At 66.2% G+C, this 19,895-nt stretch carries 20 protein-coding genes; 10 read left to right on the top strand and 10 right to left on the bottom strand.

The features are described from left to right. Positions 1-8: 8 nt before the first annotated feature. A complete protein-coding gene (gene bcsS / locus QO058_RS04160) occupies positions 9-653 on the bottom strand; it encodes a cellulose biosynthesis protein BcsS (protein ID WP_284170520.1) in 645 nt (214 codons plus the stop codon). A gap of 250 nt (positions 654-903) precedes the next feature. On the opposite strand from bcsS, the gene QO058_RS04155 reads away from it, so the two are divergent. Continuing rightward, the gene (locus QO058_RS04155) at positions 904-1,173 is read left to right on the top strand and encodes an usg protein (RefSeq protein WP_284170519.1); all 270 of its coding nucleotides are present in this window, start codon (positions 904-906) and stop codon (positions 1,171-1,173) included. Between the two features lie 81 nt (positions 1,174-1,254). Continuing rightward, positions 1,255-1,851, top strand: coding sequence for an exopolysaccharide biosynthesis protein (locus tag QO058_RS04150; protein WP_432212010.1), 597 nt, complete (start codon positions 1,255-1,257; stop codon positions 1,849-1,851). Between the two features lie 10 nt (positions 1,852-1,861). On the opposite strand, the gene QO058_RS04145 is transcribed toward QO058_RS04150, so the two are convergent. The 5 genes from QO058_RS04145 to QO058_RS04125 form a co-directional block, all read right to left on the bottom strand. Continuing rightward, positions 1,862-4,048, bottom strand: a complete 2,187-nt coding sequence (locus QO058_RS04145; protein WP_284170517.1) for a putative bifunctional diguanylate cyclase/phosphodiesterase — start codon at positions 4,046-4,048, stop codon at positions 1,862-1,864. 143 nt (positions 4,049-4,191) lie between these two features. Then, the gene (locus QO058_RS04140) at positions 4,192-4,941 is read right to left on the bottom strand and encodes a proteasome-type protease (RefSeq protein ID WP_284170515.1); all 750 of its coding nucleotides are present in this window, start codon (positions 4,939-4,941) and stop codon (positions 4,192-4,194) included. A gap of 79 nt (positions 4,942-5,020) precedes the next feature. Continuing rightward, positions 5,021-5,848, bottom strand: a complete 828-nt coding sequence (locus tag QO058_RS04135; RefSeq protein WP_284170514.1) for a transglutaminase family protein — start codon at positions 5,846-5,848, stop codon at positions 5,021-5,023. Between the two features lie 38 nt (positions 5,849-5,886). Then, on the bottom strand, positions 5,887-6,828 hold the full coding sequence (locus tag QO058_RS04130; RefSeq protein WP_284170512.1) for an alpha-E domain-containing protein: 942 nt from the start codon (positions 6,826-6,828) through the stop codon (positions 5,887-5,889). 85 nt (positions 6,829-6,913) lie between these two features. Further along, positions 6,914-8,329: a circularly permuted type 2 ATP-grasp protein gene (locus QO058_RS04125; RefSeq protein ID WP_284170510.1), complete on the bottom strand. Its 1,416-nt coding sequence runs from the start codon at positions 8,327-8,329 to the stop codon at positions 6,914-6,916. Between the two features lie 210 nt (positions 8,330-8,539). On the opposite strand from QO058_RS04125, the gene QO058_RS04120 reads away from it, so the two are divergent. Further along, positions 8,540-8,689, top strand: a complete 150-nt coding sequence (locus tag QO058_RS04120) for a hypothetical protein (protein ID WP_284170508.1) — start codon at positions 8,540-8,542, stop codon at positions 8,687-8,689. Between the two features lie 226 nt (positions 8,690-8,915). Here QO058_RS04120 and QO058_RS04115 read toward each other — a convergent pair whose 3' ends face one another. Continuing rightward, the gene (locus QO058_RS04115) at positions 8,916-9,374 is read right to left on the bottom strand and encodes a DUF3237 domain-containing protein (protein ID WP_284170507.1); all 459 of its coding nucleotides are present in this window, start codon (positions 9,372-9,374) and stop codon (positions 8,916-8,918) included. Positions 9,375-9,465: 91 nt separating this feature from the next. Between QO058_RS04115 and QO058_RS04110 the strand changes: the two genes are divergently transcribed. Continuing rightward, positions 9,466-10,359 carry a LysR family transcriptional regulator gene (locus QO058_RS04110; RefSeq protein ID WP_284170505.1) on the top strand — a complete coding sequence of 298 codons (894 nt, stop codon included), beginning with the start codon at positions 9,466-9,468 and terminating at the stop codon, positions 10,357-10,359. Positions 10,360-10,370: 11 nt separating this feature from the next. Here the strand turns inward: QO058_RS04110 and radC are convergent, their stop codons facing one another. Then, positions 10,371-11,099 carry a RadC family protein gene (gene radC, locus QO058_RS04105; protein ID WP_284170503.1) on the bottom strand — a complete coding sequence of 243 codons (729 nt, stop codon included), beginning with the start codon at positions 11,097-11,099 and terminating at the stop codon, positions 10,371-10,373. Beyond that, entirely contained in the window at positions 11,096-11,917 is an 822-nt protein-coding gene (gene map, locus QO058_RS04100) for a type I methionyl aminopeptidase (protein ID WP_284170502.1), read from the bottom strand. The genes radC and map overlap by 4 nt, the downstream gene beginning before the upstream one ends. 302 nt (positions 11,918-12,219) lie before the next feature. On the opposite strand from map, the gene QO058_RS04095 reads away from it, so the two are divergent. The 6 genes from QO058_RS04095 (at position 12,220) to gpt (ending at position 18,719) form a co-directional block, all read left to right on the top strand. Beyond that, a complete protein-coding gene (locus QO058_RS04095) occupies positions 12,220-14,322 on the top strand; it encodes a TonB-dependent siderophore receptor (RefSeq protein WP_284170500.1) in 2,103 nt (700 codons plus the stop codon). Further along, positions 14,316-15,557 carry an MFS transporter gene (locus QO058_RS04090; RefSeq protein ID WP_284172811.1) on the top strand — a complete coding sequence of 414 codons (1,242 nt, stop codon included), beginning with the start codon at positions 14,316-14,318 and terminating at the stop codon, positions 15,555-15,557. The genes QO058_RS04095 and QO058_RS04090 overlap by 7 nt, the downstream gene beginning before the upstream one ends. After that, complete coding sequence (fhuF, locus tag QO058_RS04085; RefSeq protein ID WP_284170498.1) at positions 15,554-16,297, top strand: siderophore-iron reductase FhuF; 744 nt, start codon at positions 15,554-15,556, stop codon at positions 16,295-16,297. Before QO058_RS04090 ends, fhuF begins: the two co-directional genes overlap by 4 nt. 73 nt (positions 16,298-16,370) lie before the next feature. Next, on the top strand, positions 16,371-17,222 hold the full coding sequence (locus QO058_RS04080; protein ID WP_284170497.1) for an FkbM family methyltransferase: 852 nt from the start codon (positions 16,371-16,373) through the stop codon (positions 17,220-17,222). 127 nt (positions 17,223-17,349) lie between these two features. Next, positions 17,350-18,114, top strand: a complete 765-nt coding sequence (locus tag QO058_RS04075; protein ID WP_284170495.1) for a competence/damage-inducible protein A — start codon at positions 17,350-17,352, stop codon at positions 18,112-18,114. Positions 18,115-18,209: 95 nt separating this feature from the next. Next, complete coding sequence (gene gpt / locus QO058_RS04070) at positions 18,210-18,719, top strand: xanthine phosphoribosyltransferase (RefSeq protein ID WP_126110372.1); 510 nt, start codon at positions 18,210-18,212, stop codon at positions 18,717-18,719. A gap of 173 nt (positions 18,720-18,892) precedes the next feature. Here the strand turns inward: gpt and QO058_RS04065 are convergent, their stop codons facing one another. Then, positions 18,893-19,795, bottom strand: coding sequence for a DMT family transporter (locus QO058_RS04065; RefSeq protein WP_284170493.1), 903 nt, complete (start codon positions 19,793-19,795; stop codon positions 18,893-18,895). Between the last annotated feature and the right edge of the window lie 100 nt (positions 19,796-19,895).

Genomic DNA, 19,895 nt, shown 5'->3' with positions numbered 1-19,895 from the left:
TCCTCGCGTCAACGCTTCCAGTGAAGCCCCAGCGTGACATAGGTGCCGGACTTCTCGTTGCGCGATTTCTGGACGCCCGCGGCCAGGCGCCAGCCCAGCCTGAACAGGCGCAGGCCGGTAAGGTGCAGGCCGAGGCGCACCTTATGATACTCGCGCTCGCGATAAGCCTCGATCTCGGGTCCGAGATAGAGCTCGTCGATCAGCCGCCAGCCTGGAGACAGGCGGCCCCAATAGCGACCGCCATCGGTCAGGACCGCATAGGCATTCGCCTGCAGAACCGAGTTGTCCGTTGGCCTCGACCAGAAATCTGCCTGCAGGCGCAGCGCCCGGCTGTGTTCGAAGCCGAGATATTGGCGGGTCTCGCGGTAAGCGGCCTCGACCGCGGGCCCGGCCGAGAGCGTGAGGAAGCTGTCGTTGATGCGCCATTCATAGCCCAGTAGGGTGTGGAACTCCGTCCTGTAGAGACGACCTATGGACGGCTTGCGATGGACCGGTTCGACGCTCGCTCCCCACTTCGCCTCGAGGCGGAAGCCGCTGGCGTCGAGTCCGCCAAAGGTACCGAATGCCCGTTTGAATCCGATGGAGCCATAGGTCTTGCCCGCACCGCCCTCGAGCGAGCCGAAGATCACCAGCGAGAGCGGAGGGCGTTCCATGAGTGCAGGGTCCGCTTTCAGCGCTGGTGATGCGAGCGCGAGCGCTGCGGCCATGCCGCGCGCGAGCATGCCTGATCGGCTCGCGATCCCCCACGCCACGCCAACGCCCCTTCCGTCCTTATAGGCGGACGGTACCCGTACACGTCATGAGTGTGGCAGGTGGCGAGATTCCTGCAAGCCTTTGTTAACCATCGCGGCGCAGCCTGAGCGGCAACCGGCTAACCTCTTCTCGTCAAGGAGCGCATCGGTCATGGTCTCGCAGGATTTCATCCGTCAGCTGGCCGGCTACGGCCTGACGACCGCCAGGATCCTCTACCGAATGCCGGATCATCCAGACTTCCTTCAGGCCTATGTCTGGCAGGAGTACGACCTGGCGCCGCGCTTTCCGGAGCTGCACAGATTTCTCGATTTCTGGCGGCGCGAACTCGACGGGCCGCTGCACTCGATCAGGGTGGCGCATGCGGGGCTGATCCGCCCGGCCGAGATCGTGAACGTGAACGGCGTGCTGACGTTGCACTGACTGCCATGCGCCGCAGCAGGGTTGTTGGGCCGGCGCCGGGCATGCTAGGCCGCAGGCCCTGCTCATCCCCCGGCGAGCCTATTGTCCTCCCCCTTGCGCACTTCCGGATTGCTGACCGCGCTCGCCCATCTGCCGGGCCCGCGTACCGCCGTGGGCGACATCGTCGCGGCTTTGCGCGACCGTGCCTATGCCTTGCTGGTGGTGTTGCTCGGCTTGCCGAATTGCCTGCCGATGCCGCCGCCGATCCCACTGGTCTGTGGCCTGGTTCTCGCCTTCGTCGCCGCGCAGATGCTGATGGCCCGCGCCACGCCCTGGCTGCCGCAGCGGCTGCTCAGTCGCAGCATCGCCCAGGCTGATCTCGCTCGCGCCGTCCAGCGGGCGCTGCCGCCATTGATCCGGCTCGAGCGCTTCTCGAAGCCGCGTCTGACCATGCTCGGCGGCCCGTTTGCATTGCCCGTGCTCGGCGCTGTGCTGCTGATCCTGGCGCTCGGATTGATCGTCGCGGCGCCGTTCATCGGCCAGATTCCGCTCGGGCTCGCGGTCTGCCTGGTCGGCCTCGGCCTGGTCGAGCGCGACGGCGTCCTGATCATCGTCGGCGCGGTGGTCGGCGCGATCGGCCTCGCTCTGTCGGCGGGCTTTGCCTACGCGCTGGTGAGCTGGCTGGCGAGCTTCTTCTAAGCACTTCCGCTCAGGCGGCCAGGGCCTGCTCGAACGGCCGGTCGAGCGCCAGCAGCCGGTCGATCTCTTCGGGCAGCACGCCCTTCGAGAACAGGAAGCCCTGCAATTCGTGGCAGCCGATCGCCTGCAGGAAGCGGTGCTGCTCGGCCGTCTCGACGCCTTCCGCGCAGACGCGCAGGCCGAGTGCCCGGCCGAGATGGACGACCGAATGGACGAGGATCGCGGATTCGCCGGTGGCTTCCATGTATTCGAGGAAGGATCTGTCGATCTTGATCTTGTCGAAGGCAAAGCGGCGCAGATAGATCAGGCTCGAATAGCCGGTGCCGAAATCGTCCAGCGCCAGGCTGACGCCATGGGCGCGCAGATCCATCATCGCAGCTTCCGCCGCATCGGCATCCTCGACCACGACGCCCTCGGTCAGCTCGAGCTCGAGCCGGTCGGGGTCGAAGCCCGTCTCCTCGAGGATGCGGATCACGCTGGCGACGAAATCCTTGTGGCGGAACTGGATAGGCGAGACGTTGACAGCAAGCTTGATGCCGGGCCATTGCCGAGCCTGCTCGCATGCGCGGCGCAGCACCCATTCGCTGAGCGGAACGATCAGGCCGCGCTCTTCGGCGATGCCGATGAATTCGGATGGTGGTATCAATCCGTGCTCCGGGTGCGGCCAGCGTACCAGCGCCTCGACACCGATGATGCTCGAGCCGTCGATCGAGACCTGCGGCTGATAGTGCAGCAGCAGCTGGTCACGAGCGATCGCGTTGCGCAGATCCTCCTCGACCGTCCGCTTGAGCTGCAGCGCCCGGTTCATCTGGGGCTCGAAGAAAGAATAGCGGTTTCGACCTTCGTTCTTCGCCTGGTAGAGCGCGGTGTCGGCGAGGCGCAGCAGTACGCTGCGGTCGGCGCCGTCCTGCGGTGCGTGGGCGATGCCGATCGAGCAGCCGATGGTGACGGCGACGCCGCCGATCTCGAACGGGCTGGTCAGCGCATCGAGAATGCGCTGACCCAGCGTGGCACTGGCATTCGGCGCATCCATATGGGTCTGGATGATGCCGAACTCGTCGCCGCCCAGGCGGGCGACGGTGTCGCCGACGCGCAAGATCGTGGTCAAACGCTTGGCGACCTGGCGGATCAACTCGTCGCCGGCATTGTGGCCATAAGTGTCGTTAACAGCCTTGAAGCGATCGAGATCGAGCATCAGCACGGCGAGCGCGCTCTTGTTTCGGCCGAGCTGAGCCAGCTCCTGGTCGAGCCTGAGATCGAAGGTCCGGCGGTTGGGCAGACCGGAGAGCTCGTCCTGACCGGCGAGTCGCTGGATCTGGCTCTCGCGCGAGGCGATCTGCTGGGCTGCACTGCGCAGGCGATGCAGGACGTAGGCAAACAGGGCGATGAAGAGGGCCGTGACCGCGCCCAGCGCCCAGGCGAACTGGCTGATCATGGCGTCGCCGGGGCGTTCCGGCGTCCAGCTCAGCCAGGCTCGCACCGAACCGTCGGGGGAGGGGATGTCGCGCCGCAACAGCGGGTGCGCTGGCCGCTCGGTCACGATCTCCAGCCGGGGAACACGATAGCGGAAGCCGAGCTCATCGAGCTGGGCTTGCATAACCTTGCGATGGCCGACGATGAAGGCGGCGGCCTCGGAGCCCGGTTCTTCGGCGGCGGCCCCGGGCGAGCGCAGATCGGCCGAGATGATGCCGACCGTGCCGGTCCCATCATAGGTCAGCGTGGCTCTTACCGGACCATTGCCGATGCCATGCATTTGCGTCGGTGCGTCGCCGCCGGGCAGGTCGGGCCTGAGTCGGAGCAGTGCCCCATAATCGGCTTGGGTACCGGCCTGGCGCCGCTCCACCCCGGCAAGGACCCGTCCCGAAGCCGTCACCAGGTAGGTTCCGTCGAAATCGAGAAAGCGATTGGCCAATTGGGCGAAGGCCCATTGCAGCGTGGCGTTAGGCAGGACGCTGTTGAGGACGGGCGCCAGCACGCCGGCGGCCTGGAGATTCTCGAAGCGCAGGCGCCGCAGATGGACCTGGGTTGCCAGCGCCGCCTCGACGCGCTCGCGCTGCCGGACCATCTCGAGCTGGTTGGCGTTGCTCACCATTGCGAACATCACGCCCAGAACCGCTGCCAGCACGAGCGCGAAGGCACAGGCCAGCGTCGCCAGCGTGCGGGTCAGCATGCGCGCCGACGATTCGGTGTCCGTCATCTTAACGAAAGTCGGCAAAGGCCCTGACCTGTGGCGGCACGCTAGCGACGGACCTTGACAGGGGAATCTTGCCATCCGGTTTCCGGCGACGCCGAGAAATCAGTGAAGTTGCATTTCTTTTCGCCTGCACCGACCCGTTGGTGCTACTCGCCAGCAGGCTCATAGGGCGGACGCGGGATCGCCATGTGGGCGGCTCGGAGCGCCGCCGACCAGCGCTCGCGCAGATCGTGGAAATAGGGTTCGCCGGCTTCGATCCGACGATTGAGCTCGGGCGCAGCCGCGTCGCGCCTGAGTACGATCAGATCGATGGGGAGGCCAACGCCGAGATTGGAGCGCATGGTCGAGTCCATCGAGATCAGGCCGACCTTAAGTGCATCATAGAGATGGGTCTTGAAGGTGACGGCGCGATCGAGGATCGGCTTTCCGTATTTGTGCTCGCCAATCTGCAGGAAGGGCGCATCCATGCCGCATTCGATGAAGTTGCCGGCCGAATAGACCATGAAGAGCCGCATTGGCTGGCCCTGAATCTGCCCGCCGAACAAAAAGGACATGTCGAACTTGACCCCGGCGTCGCGCAGCGCCTCGCCGTCGGTCGCGCGCACGAGACGGACCGCGCGGCCGACGAGCTGCGCGGCGCGGAACATCGAAGACACGTTCTGCAAGGTCTCCGGCTCGCCAGTCTCGGGGTGGGGGACGCCCTCGTGTAGCAGGCTGACGACCGATTGGGTGACGGAGAGGTTGCCGGCTGTGGCGAGCGCCATCGTCCGCTCGCCCGGCCAGGAGAAGACATGCAGCTTGCGGAAGGTCGAGATGTCGTCGAGCCCGGCATTGGTACGGGTATCGGCGATCATCACGAGACCGTCCTGGACGAGGATGCCGGCGCAATAGGTCAAGATCGATCTCCGCAGCACGCCGACACGGCGTGCGAGGCTGGTATCAGGCTGCCATGACAGCGACAATGCGATGCCGCTGCTATTGCCCCTGGAAGCGCGGCTTGGCCGCCTGGGCGCTGACTTCGACCAGGAGGCTCTCGCCCTGGCCACCGGTGCGGGCGCCGCGAACCGGGGCGGCATCGGCATAGTCGAGCCCGGTTGCGACGCGCACATGCGTGTCGATCGGGCAGAGGCCATTGGCACTGTCGAAGCCTATCCAGCCATAATCGGGCAGATAGACCTCGGCCCAGGCGTGGGCGCCGTCGGCGTGGGGCAGCGTATCCGATGCCGCAACATAGCCGGAGACGTAGCGCGCGGGGACTCCCAAAAGGCGGGCACAAGTCATGAAGACATGGGCGACGTCCTGCGGGATCCCTTCGCCGGCCTCTGCGCAGGCCGCGGCGCCGATGCCGAGATGGTCGGCCGTCGGCACGCAGCGGATCTCGGCGTGGATCGTCTCCAGCAGCGCGTGCAGCTTGCTCAGGTCGCTGCCGTCCCGGCCGGCGGCCTTGTCGGCAAGCGTGCGAAGCGGCTCGCTGCCTTGCGTCAGGCGGGTGTCGCGCATGAACACGTCCGGCGGAGCCTTCTCGGTCACGCCGCGGACCACGCCGGCGAGATCAACGGTCTCGACCAGTCCGTTGATCTCGATCGTGTAGCTCTCGATCGGTCCATCGGCGGTGAAGTCATGGACGATGTTGCCGAACGGGTCCTGCCCGGCATGCAGCCGCCCGTCGATGCTGGGCGCGACGCGCCACGACATGACGTGCTGGCCGTCATGGTCGCGCGGCGTCAGCCGCAGCACCTGCCGGAGCTGGCGTACCGGCTCGGCATAGGAATAGGCGATGCTGTGGGAAATCCGGATCCGCATGCGGCAAGCAATCCAAATTCGGGAGCGGAAGCGACGCCCTATTGCAGGTATTGTTCGACGATGACGTGTCCGAGACGGTTGTTCTCGGTGATGAAGTCCTCGATGAACTCGTGCAATCCGCGCTGGAACACCGCCTCGATCGGCGTATTGGCGAGATTGGTCAGGGTCTTGCGGGCCTGGCGTTGCGCTGGTCCGTGCCGATTGTAGGCGTCGCCGATCTGGTCCAGAAAGCGCGAGATGTTCTCGTAGCAGCTGGCCAGCGAGCGCGGCATGCGCCGGTTGAGGATCAGCAGGTCGGCGATCAGCACCGGCTTCACGGCCTGGCGATAGACCCAGTGATAGGCGGTCAGCGCCGAGACCTCGCGCAGCATCGTGGTCCACTGGAAGTAGTCGAGCGAGCCGCCGACCTGCTCGGTCTCGGGCAGCAGGACATGGTACTTCACGTCGAGGATGCGGGCGGTATTGTCGGCCCGCTCGACGTTCACGCCGAGCCGCGAGAACCAGTAGCCGTCGTCGCGCAGCATCGTCCGGTAGGCCGAGCCGTCGAAGGCCAGTGAGACGCTCTTCACCCAGTCGAGGAAACGCGCGAACTCCTCACGGTCCATGCGCTTGCGCTCGAAACGCTGCAGTTCGAGCCAGGCGCCGTTGAGCGCGTCCCACATCTCCGAGGTCAGCGCGGTGCGGACCGCGCGGGCGTTCGAGCGGGCGAGCGCGAAGCAGTTGCGGATCGAGGTGGGGTTGTCCGGATTGAAGCTGAGGAAATCGCAGACATTGCGCTCGTTCGCTTCGCCATAGGCCTTGGCGAAGGTTTCTTCGCAGCCGGCGGTGGCGACCGCGCTCTGCCATTCGGTGCCGGCTCCGCCATAGGCTGAGGGCAGGTTGGTCAGGCGCGTCGTGGCGTCGAGGATGCGGGCGAGATACTCGGCCCGCTCCACATAGCGCGAGACCCAATAGAGGCTGTCGGCGGTACGGGAAAGCATGATCAGGTCCGGTCTTCTGGCAAGATGCGGTTCGCGCTGGTGCTCGGACTGCGCACGGGGCTGGGTCGAAGGCGTTCCCGCAGGTTCATGCATCGAGCACCCAGGTGTCCTTGGTCCCCCCGCCCTGGCTGGAGTTGACCACCAGCGAGCCTTCCTTGAGCGCGACACGGGTCAGCCCGCCCGGCACGCAGGAGATGCCGTTGGCGCCGGAGAGCACATAGGGCCGCAGGTCGACATGGCGGGGTGCGACGCCGGAGGCGACGAAAGTCGGGCAGGTCGAGAGCGCCAGCGTCGGCTGGGCGATGAAGCCCTCGGGCTGCGCTTTCAACTTCTTGCGGAACGTGTCGATCTGCTGCTTGCTCGAGTGCGGGCCGACCAGCATGCCGTAGCCGCCGGAGCCGTTGACCTCCTTGACGACGAGCTTTTCGAGATTGTCGAGTACATAGGCGTTGGCCTCGCGCTCGCGGCAGCGATAGGTCGGCACGTTCTTCAGGATCGGCTCCTCGCCGGTGAAGAACTTCACGATCTCCGGCATGTAGCTGTAGACCGCCTTGTCGTCGGAGACGCCGGTGCCGACCGCGTTGGCCAGCGTGACATTGCCGGCCTTGTAGGCGCCGATGATGCCGGGCACGCCGAGCACGGAATCGCTCCGGAACACCAGCGGATCGATGAAATCGTCGTCGATACGTCGGTAGATCACGTCGACGCGCTTCGGCCCCTGCGTCGTGCGCATGTAGACGACGTCGTCCTTGACCAAGAGGTCCGAGCCTTCGACCAGCTCGACGCCGAGCTTGTCGGCGAGGAACGAGTGCTCGTAGAAGGCCGAGTTATACTGGCCGGGGGTCAGCAGGCAGATCGTCGGGTCGGAGGAGGCGGTGCGCGGCGCGACCGAGCGCAGCGTCGCCAGCAACTGGTCGGGATAGTTGTCGACCGGCGCGACGCGGTGGGTGGCGAAGAGCTCGGGGAAGAGCCGCAGCATCACCTCGCGGTTCTCCATCATGTAGGAGACGCCGGAGGGCGTGCGGGCATTGTCTTCCAGCACGTAGAAGGTGTCGGCGTCGACACGGACGATATCGATGCCGGCGATATGGCAGTAGATGCCGTGCGGCACCTGGAAATCGACCATCTGCATCTGGTAGCAGGCGTTGCGATAGACCAGGTCGGGCGGGATGATGCCGGCCTTGAGGCACTCCTTCGGCCCGTAGACATCGGCAAGGAACATGTTGAGCGCCGTGACGCGCTGGCGCAGCCCCTTCTCCAGCTTGGTCCATTCCGGTTTGGTCAGCACCCGCGGGATGATATCGAAGGGGATCAACCGCTCGGTCGATTCCTCGTCGCCATAGACAGCGAAGGTGATGCCGATGCGGCGGAAGAACAGCTCGGCCTGGCTGCGCCGCAGCGCCAGCATCTCGGGCGGCGCCTCCTTCAGCCAGCGGTCCAGTTCACCATAGGCCGCCCGCAGGCCGCCTTCCCCACCCGTCATCTCATCGAATGCGACCATGCAGGCGTCTTCCCCTATTTCAGGTAGCCTATGCGCATTCGCTCGCCTTCGGAAAGAGGTCTGTTGCCAAGCACTTTGGCTAGGCTTGCCTGTTTCTTGGGCAGGGTCAGCTCGCCGCCGTCGAGATCGGAGCGCGGATCGTCGCCGTGACCAGCGTCGCCAGCGTCGCCGCGGCCCGCCCTTCGTCGATATGGCCGCGCAATAATTCGCGTGCGGCGCGCGCCTTGCCAGCTCCATCCCGAGCTGCCGCTGGTGATCGCCGGTCGCGACACCGCCAAGGCTGAAGCCCTGGCTGCCGAACTGGGCCATGGCAGCCCGGCCTGCACCTGCCGGAGACGCTGGTCGACACCGGCCACCTGATGCGGCGGCTGGGGGAGTTCGGCATCGCGCTGCGGGAGGTGTGATCAAGCGCGTCATTCACGGGCGGCGCATTGCGCCGACCCGAGAATCTCGGGACGAGAAGGCCATCCGGAGCCTCCTCCGGCCTGAGATGGTCGGCTCAAGGCCGACCATGACGTCCGTGACGCCCTTGCGCCAGGGCGTCAGATCAGACCAGCTCGCAAGGCTCACGCGCGTGGTCGCCGTATTAGAGAATCTCAAAAACTTCGTATTCGACGCCGCCCGGACAGCGGCCTCCCTTGGCGACGGCGATGATGCCGTTGAGCCAGGCATGCGTCGGTGCGGAGGTTTCGAAAGAGGGCGTCGTGCGAAGATAGTACTCGGAGCTATCGACTGGCTCTCCACGGGCCAGACGCTCGTCAACGTCCCGCGAGGCTCGCCTGACGCCGCGATAGGTCATCAGGATCAAGCCCCCGTCGTCGGCGACAAGAAGAAGTCTGACGTCCTGTTGAAATGTCCCGTCGGCGCGGGCGAGCAGGAGATCGGAGCCGATCAGCGGCGACACCGTTCCCTTCAGGCGCTCTCCTTCGAAGTGGCCGCCAGACACAGCAAAAATACGTCGACCGCCGGCTGGCGTCTGCCCCAGATCCAGCGTTGGATGCAGCGAGAGCAAAAGTGTGAACAATGGGCGCGATTGCAGGGACAATACCTGTCTCCTCTGTGTCAGGCGACCGTAAGCAGGCGCGCTTTCGCCTCAAAACGCGCTTTGCTTGTCGTCATCACAAGAGAAACTGATCATGAGACCGTCGCTGGAATCTCTGCGCGTACTGGAAGCATGCGTCTCGGCTGGTAGTTTCGCTCGCGCTGCCGAACGCTTGTTCCTGACGCCCGCGGCGGTCAGCCTGCGCATTCGCACGCTGGAGGCCGAACTTGATCAGGCACTCTTCGTGCGCGCCGGTCGGCGGGTGGTCCCCACGGCGGCCGCATCGGTTCTGGCCGGCCGGATTCGCGAAGCGTTGGCGGGGATCGCGGCGGCGGTCGATGAGTTTCGATCCGCCGTCCCTCCGCTCAGACTCACGGCTCCCCCAACATTTGCATCGCGCTGGCTTGCGCCGCGGCTGGCGCGATACCCTGCGCCTGGCGCTGGCCAGGTCGAACTCGACGTTTCGTCGGAGATACGCGATCCGCACGCATTCGATGTTGCCATAAGGACAGGCCGCGGCGGGTGGGGCGGGCTTGAAGAATTTCCGCTCGTTCCCGTTGAAGTAACGCCGATGCTGGCGCCTTCGCTGCTTGGCGGGCGACTGCTGTCGGAGCCCGGAGAACTGGCGGATTTCGAACTTTTGCCCCACCCTGACTGGAAGCGCTGGTTTGCGGAAACTCAATGCGGAGCTTTGGAGCGTCTACGCTTTGCCGCAGTCGACTATCCAACACATGAGTTGGATGCCAATGCCGCATTGGCAGGTGCGGGTGTGGCGCTGTTATCACCTTCGTTGTTTCAACCGCTTCTGACCGAAGGCCGGCTGATCGCGCCGTTCTCATGCGTCCTGAGCGGGCCGGCATGGCACTTTGCACTGGTGCGCGCCGATGACTCTCGCCAGGCGCCGCGACATCTCTGCGCATGGCTTTGCGAGCAGGCACGCGCAAGCTCGGCATTGCCGGCGAGCGTCGGCGCGCTGCATTCCCGATAACGGCGCGTCGGTCAGATCAGCCCCAGCCCCTTGAAGCTGGCATGGCCATCGCGGCCGACGATGATGTGGTCGTGGATGGCGATGCCGAGGGGCTTGGCGATATCGACCAGCTCGCGGGTCATGCGCATGTCGGCGCCTGACGGCGTCGGGTCGCCCGATGGGTGGTTGTGGACCAGGATCAGCGCTGTGGCCGAGAGCTCCAGAGCCCGGCGCATCACCTCGCGCGGGTAGACCGGGGTGTGGTCGACCGTGCCGGTCTGCTGCACCTCGTCGGCGATCAGCGCATTCTTCTTGTCGAGGAAGAGAATGCGGAACTGCTCGCGCTCGGCGAAGGCCATGGCGAGGCGGCAATAGTCGATCACCGAGGACCAGGAGGAGAGCACGGGCTTCTTAGCGACCTGGCCCTTCATCGTGCGCTTCAGCGCCGCCTCGACGATCTTGAGGTCGAGCGCAACGCTCTCGCCGATGCCCTTGACCTCGGTCAGGCGCGAGACAGGCGCGCCGATCACCTCGGCAAAGGAGCCGAAATGCTGGATCAATTGCTTGGCGAGCGGCTTGACGTCGCGCTGCGGGATCGAGCGGAAGAGCAGGAGCTCGAGCAGTTCATAATCGGGCAGGGCGGCGTCGCCGCCGTCGAGGAAGCGCTGACGCAAACGGTCGCGATGGCCGAGATGGTGCGGCGGAGCATCGGCAGGGGCAGCGGCGATCGGGGCTGACTTGCCGTTGCCGCTGTTTTTCATGCGCGGGCGAGCGGGTTGTCGAGGCCGGCCGGGGAGAGCGTGAAGATCTCGCAGCCCGTGTCGGTCACGCCGATCGTGTGCTCGAACTGGGCCGAGAGCGAGCGGTCGCGCGTCACCGCCGTCCAGCCATCGGAGAGCACCTTCACGCTCGCCTTGCCGAGATTGATCATCGGCTCGATCGTGAAGAGCATGCCGGGCTTGAGCTCGACGCCTTCGCCGGGGCTACCATAGTGCAGGATGTTGGGCGCGTCGTGGAAGACCTGGCCGAGGCCGTGGCCGCAGAAATCGCGCACCACCGAGCAGCGCTCGCCCTCGGCATAGCGCTGGATGGCAAAGCCGATATCGCCGGTGGTCGCGCCGGGCCGCACGGCGCGGATGCCGCGCAGCAGGCTCTCATAGGTGATCTCGACCAGCCGCTCGGCCTTGCGCGGAATGTCGCCGACACCGAACATCCGGCTGGAATCGCCATGCCAGCCGTCGACGATCAGCGTGTAGTCGATATTGACGATGTCGCCCTCGCGCATCGGCTTGTCGTCGGGGATGCCATGGCAGACGACATGGTTGATCGAGGTGCAGATCGACTTGGTGTAGCCGCGATAGAACAGCGTTGCCGGATAGGCTGAATTGTCCATGGCGAACTGGAAGGCGAGATCGTCGAGGCGCTGGGTGGTCACGCCGGGCTTGACCTCGCCGGCGAGCATGTCGAGGCCGCGCGCCGTGAGCTGGCCGGCCTTGCGCATCGCCGCGAAGGCCTCGGGCCCATGCAGCTTGATGGCGGGGTCGCGGCGAGCGCGCGAGATCGATTCGTTCAGGGTCATTCCGGAGGCCGCTCCTTGATCTCCTTATTTATTGGGTTTGGGTTGCGGTGCAAGGCAGATGCGCAGAGCAGCGCAGGCATGGTCGTCCCGGTGGGAATCTGGACGGTCGCGCTGGAGGCCGTCGCAATTTGCCCGTGGCCAGAGCGGTGGGCAATAATGATACCGCGTCAAAATGTATTGCTCGATATCTGAAGTATAAATTCGATATGTTTATCTGTAATAATTCAAAACTATAATGTATTGACCTGAATAATCCTGATTGCTAGGCCGCGATCGTCGTTTTTCGTCGAGAGTCGTGTGCCGTGAATATTCGTTCTGCCCTGCTGGGCTCGTCCGCGCTGCTGTTTGCTCCCATCGCCGCTTTGGCGCAGGGGGCCGAAGGCCGGCAGATCCAGCTCGACACCATCGTGGTCGAAGGGCAGGGCAGCGGCGAGAAGGGTGTCTTCAGCGCCAACGGCTATGTCGCCACATCCGGCCGCAGCGCCAGCAAGACGGACACACCGCTGCTCGAGACGCCGATGTCGATCTCGACGGTGACGCAGACGCAGCTCGAGCAGCGCAAGCCGCAGAACCTGCTGGAGGCCCTAGCTTACACGCCTGGCGCGCGCATCGGCACCTATGGCTTCGATCCGCGCTACGACGCTTTCACCATCCGCGGCATCGACGTCACCCACAACGCCGTCTTCCGCGACGGCCTGCGCCAGATCGGCAGCCCGAACGGGCTGATGCGGCTCGAACCCTACGGGTTGGAAGGGATCAGCGTGCTGCGCGGCCCGGCTTCGGCGATCTACGGCGCCAGCACCAGCGCCGGCATCGTCGACCTGATCTCGAAGCGGCCGACCGAGACGCCGTTCCGCGAGATCGAGATCCAGGGCGGCTCCTTCGGCCGCAAGCAGTTCGCCTTCGACCTGTCCGGCCCGGCCAATCCGGAAGGGACGCTGCTCTACCGGCTGACCGGCGTCATCCGCGACGCCAAGAGCGACATCAGCGCGATCAAGGACGACCGCATCTTCATCGCGCCGGCGCTGACCTGGAAGCCGAACGAGGCGACCAAGCTCACCGTGCTCGGCGAGTACATGGATTCGACCACGGGTGGCACGGCGGCCTATCTCAACCAGTACGGCCCTTATGTCGATCGCCAGGGCAATGTGCTGTCCAAGACCCTGGGCGCGACCAAGCTCTATGTCGGCGACAAGCGCTACAATGATTTCCGCCAGCAGCAGGCCCGCATCGGCTACGAGTTCGAGCACAAGTTCGACGAGGTCTTCACGCTGCGCCAGCGGGCGCGGTACCAGCAGCTCGGCAACAACCAGCAATATGTCTATTTCGACCCCGGCCTGACGCGCGAGAACACCGCAGGCTTCTCGGTCGACACCTCGCTCGAGGCGAAGGTCCGGACCGGGGCGGTCGACCACACCCTGCTCGCCGGCGTCGATGTCAGCCGGCTGCACTACAAGAGCAAGGAAGCCTTCGGCGGCGTGCTGCTCGGCTACAATCCCGCCTTCCTGTGGCGGACCGAGCAGACGCTGACCACGACCGGCGTCTATCTGCAGGACCAGGTCAAATGGGGGAACTGGCGCCTCTCGGCCGGTGTTCGCCAGGACTGGGTCGACAGCAAGTTCGAGGCGGGCGCTGCCGGCGCCGTCCCAACCGAGAGCAAGCGCAATGACGGCAAGTTCACCGGCCGCGCCGCGCTGTCTTACGTCACCGATTTCGGGCTCGCGCCCTATGTCAGCTACGGCACCTCCTTCGTCCCCAATCCGGGCACGGTGCTGAATGGCGGCATCGCCCAACCGACGAGCGGCAAGCAGGCCGAGCTCGGCGTGAAATACGACCTGCCGGGCTACAACGCCTCGCTGCGCGCGGCTGTTTTCAGTATCCGCCAGGAGAACGGGGTGGTCTACGAGGTCGTCGACGGCCTCAACCGCCAGGTCCAGCTCGATCTGCGCTCGAGCGGCTTCGAGATCGAGGGCGTCGCCTCGCTGGCGAACGGGCTCAGCCTGCAGGCCTCTTATTCCTACAATGACGCGCGCATCAAGAAGCTGACCGCGGAGACGGTCGGCAACCCGCTGTCCAGCGTGCCCTACCACATGGCTTCGCTCTGGCTCGACTATACGGTCCAAAGCGGGCCGGTGCGCGGGCTCGGGATCGGCGGCGGCGTGCGCTATGTCGGCTCAAGCCTTGGCGACAATCTCGGCCGGCCGGTGATCGACAACAAGGCGCGCACCTTCGTCGACGGCTCGATCCGCTACGATCTCGAGAACCTCAGCCCTCAGCTCAAGGGCATGCGGCTGCAGGTCAACGCCACCAACCTGCTGAACGAGGTCAACCAGACCTGCACCGCCGGCTATTGCTATTTCGACGAGGGACGCAAGGTCATCGCCAGCCTGCGCTATCGCTGGTGAGGGCGCTGCTGCTGTCGCCGGCGGCGATCGTCCTCGCGATTGGCGGGCTCTATGTCGGCCAGAGCATCATCGGTGGGCTGACCTTCATCGCCCTGCCGAGCGTGCTGCGCGAGCGCGGGCTGCCGCTCGACCAGATCGGCCTGACCTATCTTGCCGTGCTGCCCTGGGCGCTGAAGTTTTTGTGGGCGCCGGCGATCGAGCGCTACCGGTTGCCCGATACCGGTCCGGCCCGCTCGCGGACGATCGTGCTGGCGACGACGCTGGTCTCGGCCGCGGGGCTGGTCGCCGTCGGCCTGATCGGCCCGATCGCCTTCGTCCCGTTGATCGCCGTCTTCGTGCTGATCGCGTTCTCCGCCTCGACCGGTGACATCGCCTGCGACGGGCATGCGGTCGAGACGCTGGCGCAGGCCCATCACGGCTGGGGCAATGCGGCCCAGGTCGGCGGGGCCTATCTCGGCTCGGCGCTCGGCTCCGGCCTGTTCCTCGTCCTCGTCGCACGGCTCGACTGGCAGCTCGCCACCTTCGCCATGGCTGGGCTGCTTCTGTTGCTGGCATTACCCTTTTTGCTCTCTCCGGCACCCGCCGCACCGGCACGGCGCACGCACCAGCCTTCGCTGAAGGAGGCGCTGCGGCGGCCGGAGATGCGCGCCGGCCTGCTGCTCGCCGCCATCTATGTGCCGGCGCAGAAATGGGGTGTTGCGATGCTCGGGCCCTATCTCGTCGACAGCGGGCTCGATCTCGCTTCGCTCGGCATCGTCAACGGCATTGGCGGCCTCGCGGTAGGCTTCGCCTGCGCGTTGCTTGGCGGCGCGCTAGTGCGGGGTCTCGGTGCGCGCAGTGTGCTGGTCCTGGCGCTGCTGCTGCAGGCGGCTTCGCTTGCGGGCCTCGCCTTCGCCGCCTGGCGCGGTCTGCCGCAGCCGGCCGTGCTTGCGCTGGCGCTGGCGAGCTCGTCCGGCATCATGGCGCTCGGCTTCGTCGCACTCTATGCCCGCTTCATGGCGCTGTCCGATCCGCGCCAGGCCGGCGTCGACTTCACCCTGCTGCAATGCATGGACGGGCTGGTCAGCATGGCCGGCGGCATCGGCGCCGGCTGGGTCGCGGAGCGCTGGGGCTATGGCATCTGCTTTGCCCTGGCGGCCGGGGCTGCCCTGGTCGCGGCACCGCTGATAGCCCTGCTGGGCCGGACGGCGACCGCGGTGCGGCCGGAGCTGCGGGAGCAGACGGCTCCCGGATGAACGAAGCGGCGCTGCCATCCTTCACCGCCAGCTTTCCGGAGGCGCTGGCCTGGTACAGGGACAAGCTCGTGCTGCCCGGCGGCGCCCGCGAAGCGATCTCGGGACCCAACCTGCTGACGGGCGCCGCCGACCGGCTGATGGCGCGTTTCGCCACGCTCTATCCGGACAGCGACCGACGCGCGCTCGTCTCGATGTGGACGCAATGGCATTTCGGCGCACTGCTCATCCCGGCGACGGCGGCAATCCTGCTGTGCAATCGCGATCTGCCATTGGAGCTAAACCGGATCGCGGTCGTGCCTCAGGAGGCCGGGCTGACGAGCGCAATCGTCATCCCCGACGAAGGCGGCCGACGCGTTGACGGCAGCGATCCCTTCGCGCGCCTGTTTGACGGCCATGTCGCGCCGCTGATCAGCCATTTTGCGGCGCAGTTCCGGGTGTCGCCGCGGCTGCTCTGGGCCAATGCGGCGGCGATCTTCGAATGGACGCTGCAGCAGCTGCCGGCCGAGCTCGCCGATACGGATGGGCTGGCCGCGGCGCGCCAGCGGCTGGAGCGCCGTCTCAAACCCTCCGGACAGCGCAACCCGATGTTCGAGGCGGTGCGTTACCCCGTCGAGCAGGGGGAGCCGGTTCGGCGCCGCAAGCTCTGCTGCCTGCGCTACCTGCTGGCCGGCGTCGCCGATTGCGGCAGCCTCTGTCCGCTGCACGCCGGCTGTGTTTCGGTGGTGACCGATGCGGCCTGACATTGCCTTGGCTCCGCGCCGGCGTCGATCAAGCCGCTGGCGCAGGCTGCGCCGGGGGTGTATCAGCCCGCCGATGGCATTCAACGAGATCAGATCGGCCGAGGATCAGCCTTTCGGCACCTTCGCCCCCCAGGGCGGCATCGCGCGCCTCATCGGCTGGACGCGCTGCGCCTCGGATTCCTTCCTCGGGCGCAAATTCGCCTATGCGCTGCGCCGCCTCGGGCTCAACCGGCTCAAAGGCCAGCCCGTCGACATCGAGGCGCTCGGCGCGCAGATGCGGCTCTACCCCCAAGGCAATGTCTGCGAGAAGCGGGTGCTGTTCACGCCGCAGTACTTCGACGCGCGGGAGCGCGAGCTTTTGGCCTCGCGCATCCGGGACGGCTTCTGCTTCATCGATATCGGCGCGAATATCGGCGCCTATTCGCTCTTCGTCGCGGCCCGCGCCGGCCGCGGCGCGCGTATCCTTGCAGTCGAGCCGCAGCCGGACATTTTCGCGCGGCTGACCTACAACATTGCCCAGAACCCGTTCGGCACGGTCAAAGCGGTGGCCTGCGCGCTCGCCGACAAGCCGGGCGAGCTGACGCTGTTCCTCGACCCTACGAACAAGGGCGAATCGAGCGTGCGCATCCTGCGTTCCAGCAATGCGAACTCGGTGCGCGTCCCGGCGACGACGCTGCTCGCGCTGATGCAGGGCGAGGGCTATGAGCGGCTCGACGCGGTCAAGCTCGATGTCGAGGGCGCCGAGGATCTGATCCTCGAGCCCTTCCTGCGCGATGCTCCGGAGGCGTTGTGGCCGGGCTTCATCATCGTCGAGGATTCGCGCGGGCGCTGGCAGAGCGACCTTCCGGCGCTGCTGGAGAGCAAGGGCTACAAGCTCATCGCCCAGACCCGGCTCAACCTCGTCTACGAGCGCACGACCTCGTGATGCGCCGCGCCGCGCGCGCATAGCGGCCCCGACTGGCGCGCCGCTTGAGAAACCGCGCGCAAGTGGCTTAGCTTGCTTGCAGTTCGGGCACGCATGCGGCGTTTTTTCGAACAGCAGGATCATGCCCATGACGGCAGCGCCATCGCCCGCCTTTCCGCCCGTCATCACCGCCGCGATCCTGGTGATCGGCGACGAGATCCTGTCCGGCCGGACCAAGGACAAGAATATCGGCTATATCGCCGAATACCTGACCAATATCGGTATCGAGCTGCGCGAGGTCCGGGTGGTGCCGGACCTGACCGACGAGATCGTCTCGGCGCTGAACGCGCTGCGTGCGCGCTACACCTATGTCTTCACCACCGGTGGCATCGGCCCAACCCATGACGACATCACGGCGGATGCGGTCGCGGCCGCCTTCGGGGTGCCGATCGACCATGATCCGCGTGCCGTCGCCATGCTGCTGGAGCGTTTCCCGCAGGATCAGCTCAACGAAGCGCGGATGCGGATGGCACGTATCCCGGCCGGCGCCGACCTCATCGCCAATTCGGTGTCGAAGGCACCGGGCTTCCGCATCGGCAACGTCCATGTCATGGCCGGCGTCCCGGCGATCATGCAGGCCATGCTCGACGTCGTGGCGCCGACGCTGAAGACCGGCGCCAAGATCCTGTCAGAGACGGTGAGGGCGGGCCTGAAGGAAGGTGATATCGGCACGCCGCTCGCCGAGATCGCCAAGGCCCATCCCGACTGCTCGATCGGCTCCTACCCGTTCTGGTCCGAGACCGGGCCGGACACCAATATCGTTATCCGCTCGCGCGACCCGGAGAAGCTGATGATGGCGACGTCGGCTGTGCAGGCGATGGTCGAGGTGGAGCGCAAGAAGCTCGCTGGGTGATCCCGAGCGGGGATTGTGGCCGTCAGGCTCTTGCCAGCCTGCGCCGAATGCGCTTTGCGGAAAGGCTCTTTCTTAAGTCTGCCGCAGGACCAGCCATGGCCGAACCGAGCGCCAACAAGGCCTTCCCCGTTTCCTGGGACCAGTTTCATCGCGACGCCCGGGCGCTCGCCTGGCGCCTGGCCGATGCCGGACCGTTCGAGGCGATGGTCTGCATCACCCGCGGCGGGCTGGTGCCGGCGGCGATCATCTGCCGCGAGCTCGGCCTGCGCATGATCGAGACGGTCTGCGTCGCGAGCTATCACGACTACAAGAACCAGACCGAGCTCAAGGTGATGAAGGAAATCGCCCCCTCGATCCGCGCCATCGGCGACGGCAAGGGCAAGGGCGTGCTCGTCGTCGACGACCTGACCGACACCGGCAAGACCGCCCGCGTCGTACGCGAGATGCTGCCGAACGCCCATTTCGCCACGGTCTATGCCAAGCCGGCCGGCGTGCCGGTGGTCGACACCTTTGTCACCGAGGTCAGCCAGGACACCTGGATCTATTTCCCCTGGGACATGGGGCTGTCCTATGTCGAGCCGATCGCCAAGGACCACAAGGGCTGAGCGGCCTCGTCTTTCCGGGGCTTCGCGAAGCGAAGAGCCCGGAACCCAGAACCGTTGCCGCTTATCGGCAAGGCGCTGCCGTGGCCGCGCGCTTCTTACAATCTCTCATCGGTTCTGGGTTCCGGGCTCAGGCCTGGCGGCCTGCCCCGGAATGACGGCGAGGCAAAGACAGCTCAGGCGTGGCTCGGCGCCTTCAGCGCCACCACCATGCCGAGGATGGCGAGCGCCATGCCGGCGATCTCCAGCGCCGAGGCGCGCTCGCCCAGAAGGGCGGCGCCCGACAGCGCCGTCACCACCGGCACCAGCGGCAGGAACAGCGCGGCGCGGCCGGCGCCCAGAATCGCGACGGCCTGGGTGTAGAGGAAGAGCGCGACCGCGCCGACGATGACGCCCTGGTAGAGCGCCTGCAGCACGATCGCCGAGAACGGCACCTGCAGCAGGTTGACCGGCTGCACCAGCGCGAGCAGCGGCAGCAGCGGCACCGAGAGCAGGCAGGTCGCCATGGTGACCTCGACCGCATCCGCGCCCCAGCGCCGCGCCAGCAGGCCGAACACCGACCAGAGCACGGCGATCAGGACGAAGAGCAGGTCGCCGATCCAGGCGCCTTCGCGCGTCGGCGTGTTCGCCATCGCCTCGAAGGAAAAGACCACGATCCCGGCGACGATGATTGACAGCCCGATCACCCTGAGCGGACTGATGCGCTCGCCGAGCACGAGGACGGCGAGCAGCGCGGTCGCGACCGGGATCAGCCCGGGCGAGATCACCGAGGAGTGCAAAGCCGGGGCGAAATGTGCCCCGCCGACCAGGATCAGGCTGTAGCTCGGGCCGACGATGGCGGTGAGGATCAGCGCCTTCTTCCAGCCGAGCCGGCCGACCGGGAACGGCTTCAGCCGCTTGAGCGCGAAGGGCAGCAGCACCAGCGAGGCGGCGAGGAAGCGCAGGATCGTGACGTCGCCGGCCGAGAGCCCGTCCGCCACCGATTGCCGCGAAATCACCGACTGCACGCCCCAGATCACGGCCGACAGGATGCCGCAGGCAAAGCCGATGGCGAGGCGAGGGGGAGCGGGTGGGGACACTGGCGAGGCCTTGCAGGAGCAGGGCGGCTTATGGGCTGAGGGAGAGGTGGCGGCAAGGGTGGCGGGCGAGGGTGGTTCTACGCGGAGCGCATGGGCGAGG

It is taken from the genome of Bosea vestrisii, assembly GCF_030144325.1.
Taxonomy (GTDB): domain Bacteria; phylum Pseudomonadota; class Alphaproteobacteria; order Rhizobiales; family Beijerinckiaceae; genus Allobosea; species Allobosea vestrisii_A.
Note: the sequence above shows the minus strand (reverse complement) of the source record. Positions and strands in the feature narration are given on the sequence as shown.

What these genes read in the sequence shown, in the direction of transcription:
- QO058_RS04110 (WP_284170505.1), top strand. Translation starts at nt 9,466, where the DNA reads ATGAGACCGTCGCTGGAATCTCTGCGCGTACTGGAAGCATGCGTCTCG.
- QO058_RS04125 (WP_284170510.1), bottom strand. Translation starts at nt 8,329, where the DNA reads ATGGTCGCATTCGATGAGATGACGGGTGGGGAAGGCGGCCTGCGGGCG.
- fhuF (WP_284170498.1), top strand. Translation starts at nt 15,554, where the DNA reads ATGAACGAAGCGGCGCTGCCATCCTTCACCGCCAGCTTTCCGGAGGCG.
- QO058_RS04080 (WP_284170497.1), top strand. Translation starts at nt 16,371, where the DNA reads ATGGCATTCAACGAGATCAGATCGGCCGAGGATCAGCCTTTCGGCACC.
- QO058_RS04075 (WP_284170495.1), top strand. Translation starts at nt 17,350, where the DNA reads ATGACGGCAGCGCCATCGCCCGCCTTTCCGCCCGTCATCACCGCCGCG.
- QO058_RS04155 (WP_284170519.1), top strand. Translation starts at nt 904, where the DNA reads ATGGTCTCGCAGGATTTCATCCGTCAGCTGGCCGGCTACGGCCTGACG.
- radC (WP_284170503.1), bottom strand. Translation starts at nt 11,099, where the DNA reads ATGAAAAACAGCGGCAACGGCAAGTCAGCCCCGATCGCCGCTGCCCCT.
- map (WP_284170502.1), bottom strand. Translation starts at nt 11,917, where the DNA reads ATGACCCTGAACGAATCGATCTCGCGCGCTCGCCGCGACCCCGCCATC.
- bcsS (WP_284170520.1), bottom strand. Translation starts at nt 653, where the DNA reads ATGGAACGCCCTCCGCTCTCGCTGGTGATCTTCGGCTCGCTCGAGGGC.
- gpt (WP_126110372.1), top strand. Translation starts at nt 18,210, where the DNA reads ATGGCCGAACCGAGCGCCAACAAGGCCTTCCCCGTTTCCTGGGACCAG.
- QO058_RS04145 (WP_284170517.1), bottom strand. Translation starts at nt 4,048, where the DNA reads ATGACGGACACCGAATCGTCGGCGCGCATGCTGACCCGCACGCTGGCG.
- QO058_RS04130 (WP_284170512.1), bottom strand. Translation starts at nt 6,828, where the DNA reads ATGCTTTCCCGTACCGCCGACAGCCTCTATTGGGTCTCGCGCTATGTG.
- QO058_RS04135 (WP_284170514.1), bottom strand. Translation starts at nt 5,848, where the DNA reads ATGCGGATCCGGATTTCCCACAGCATCGCCTATTCCTATGCCGAGCCG.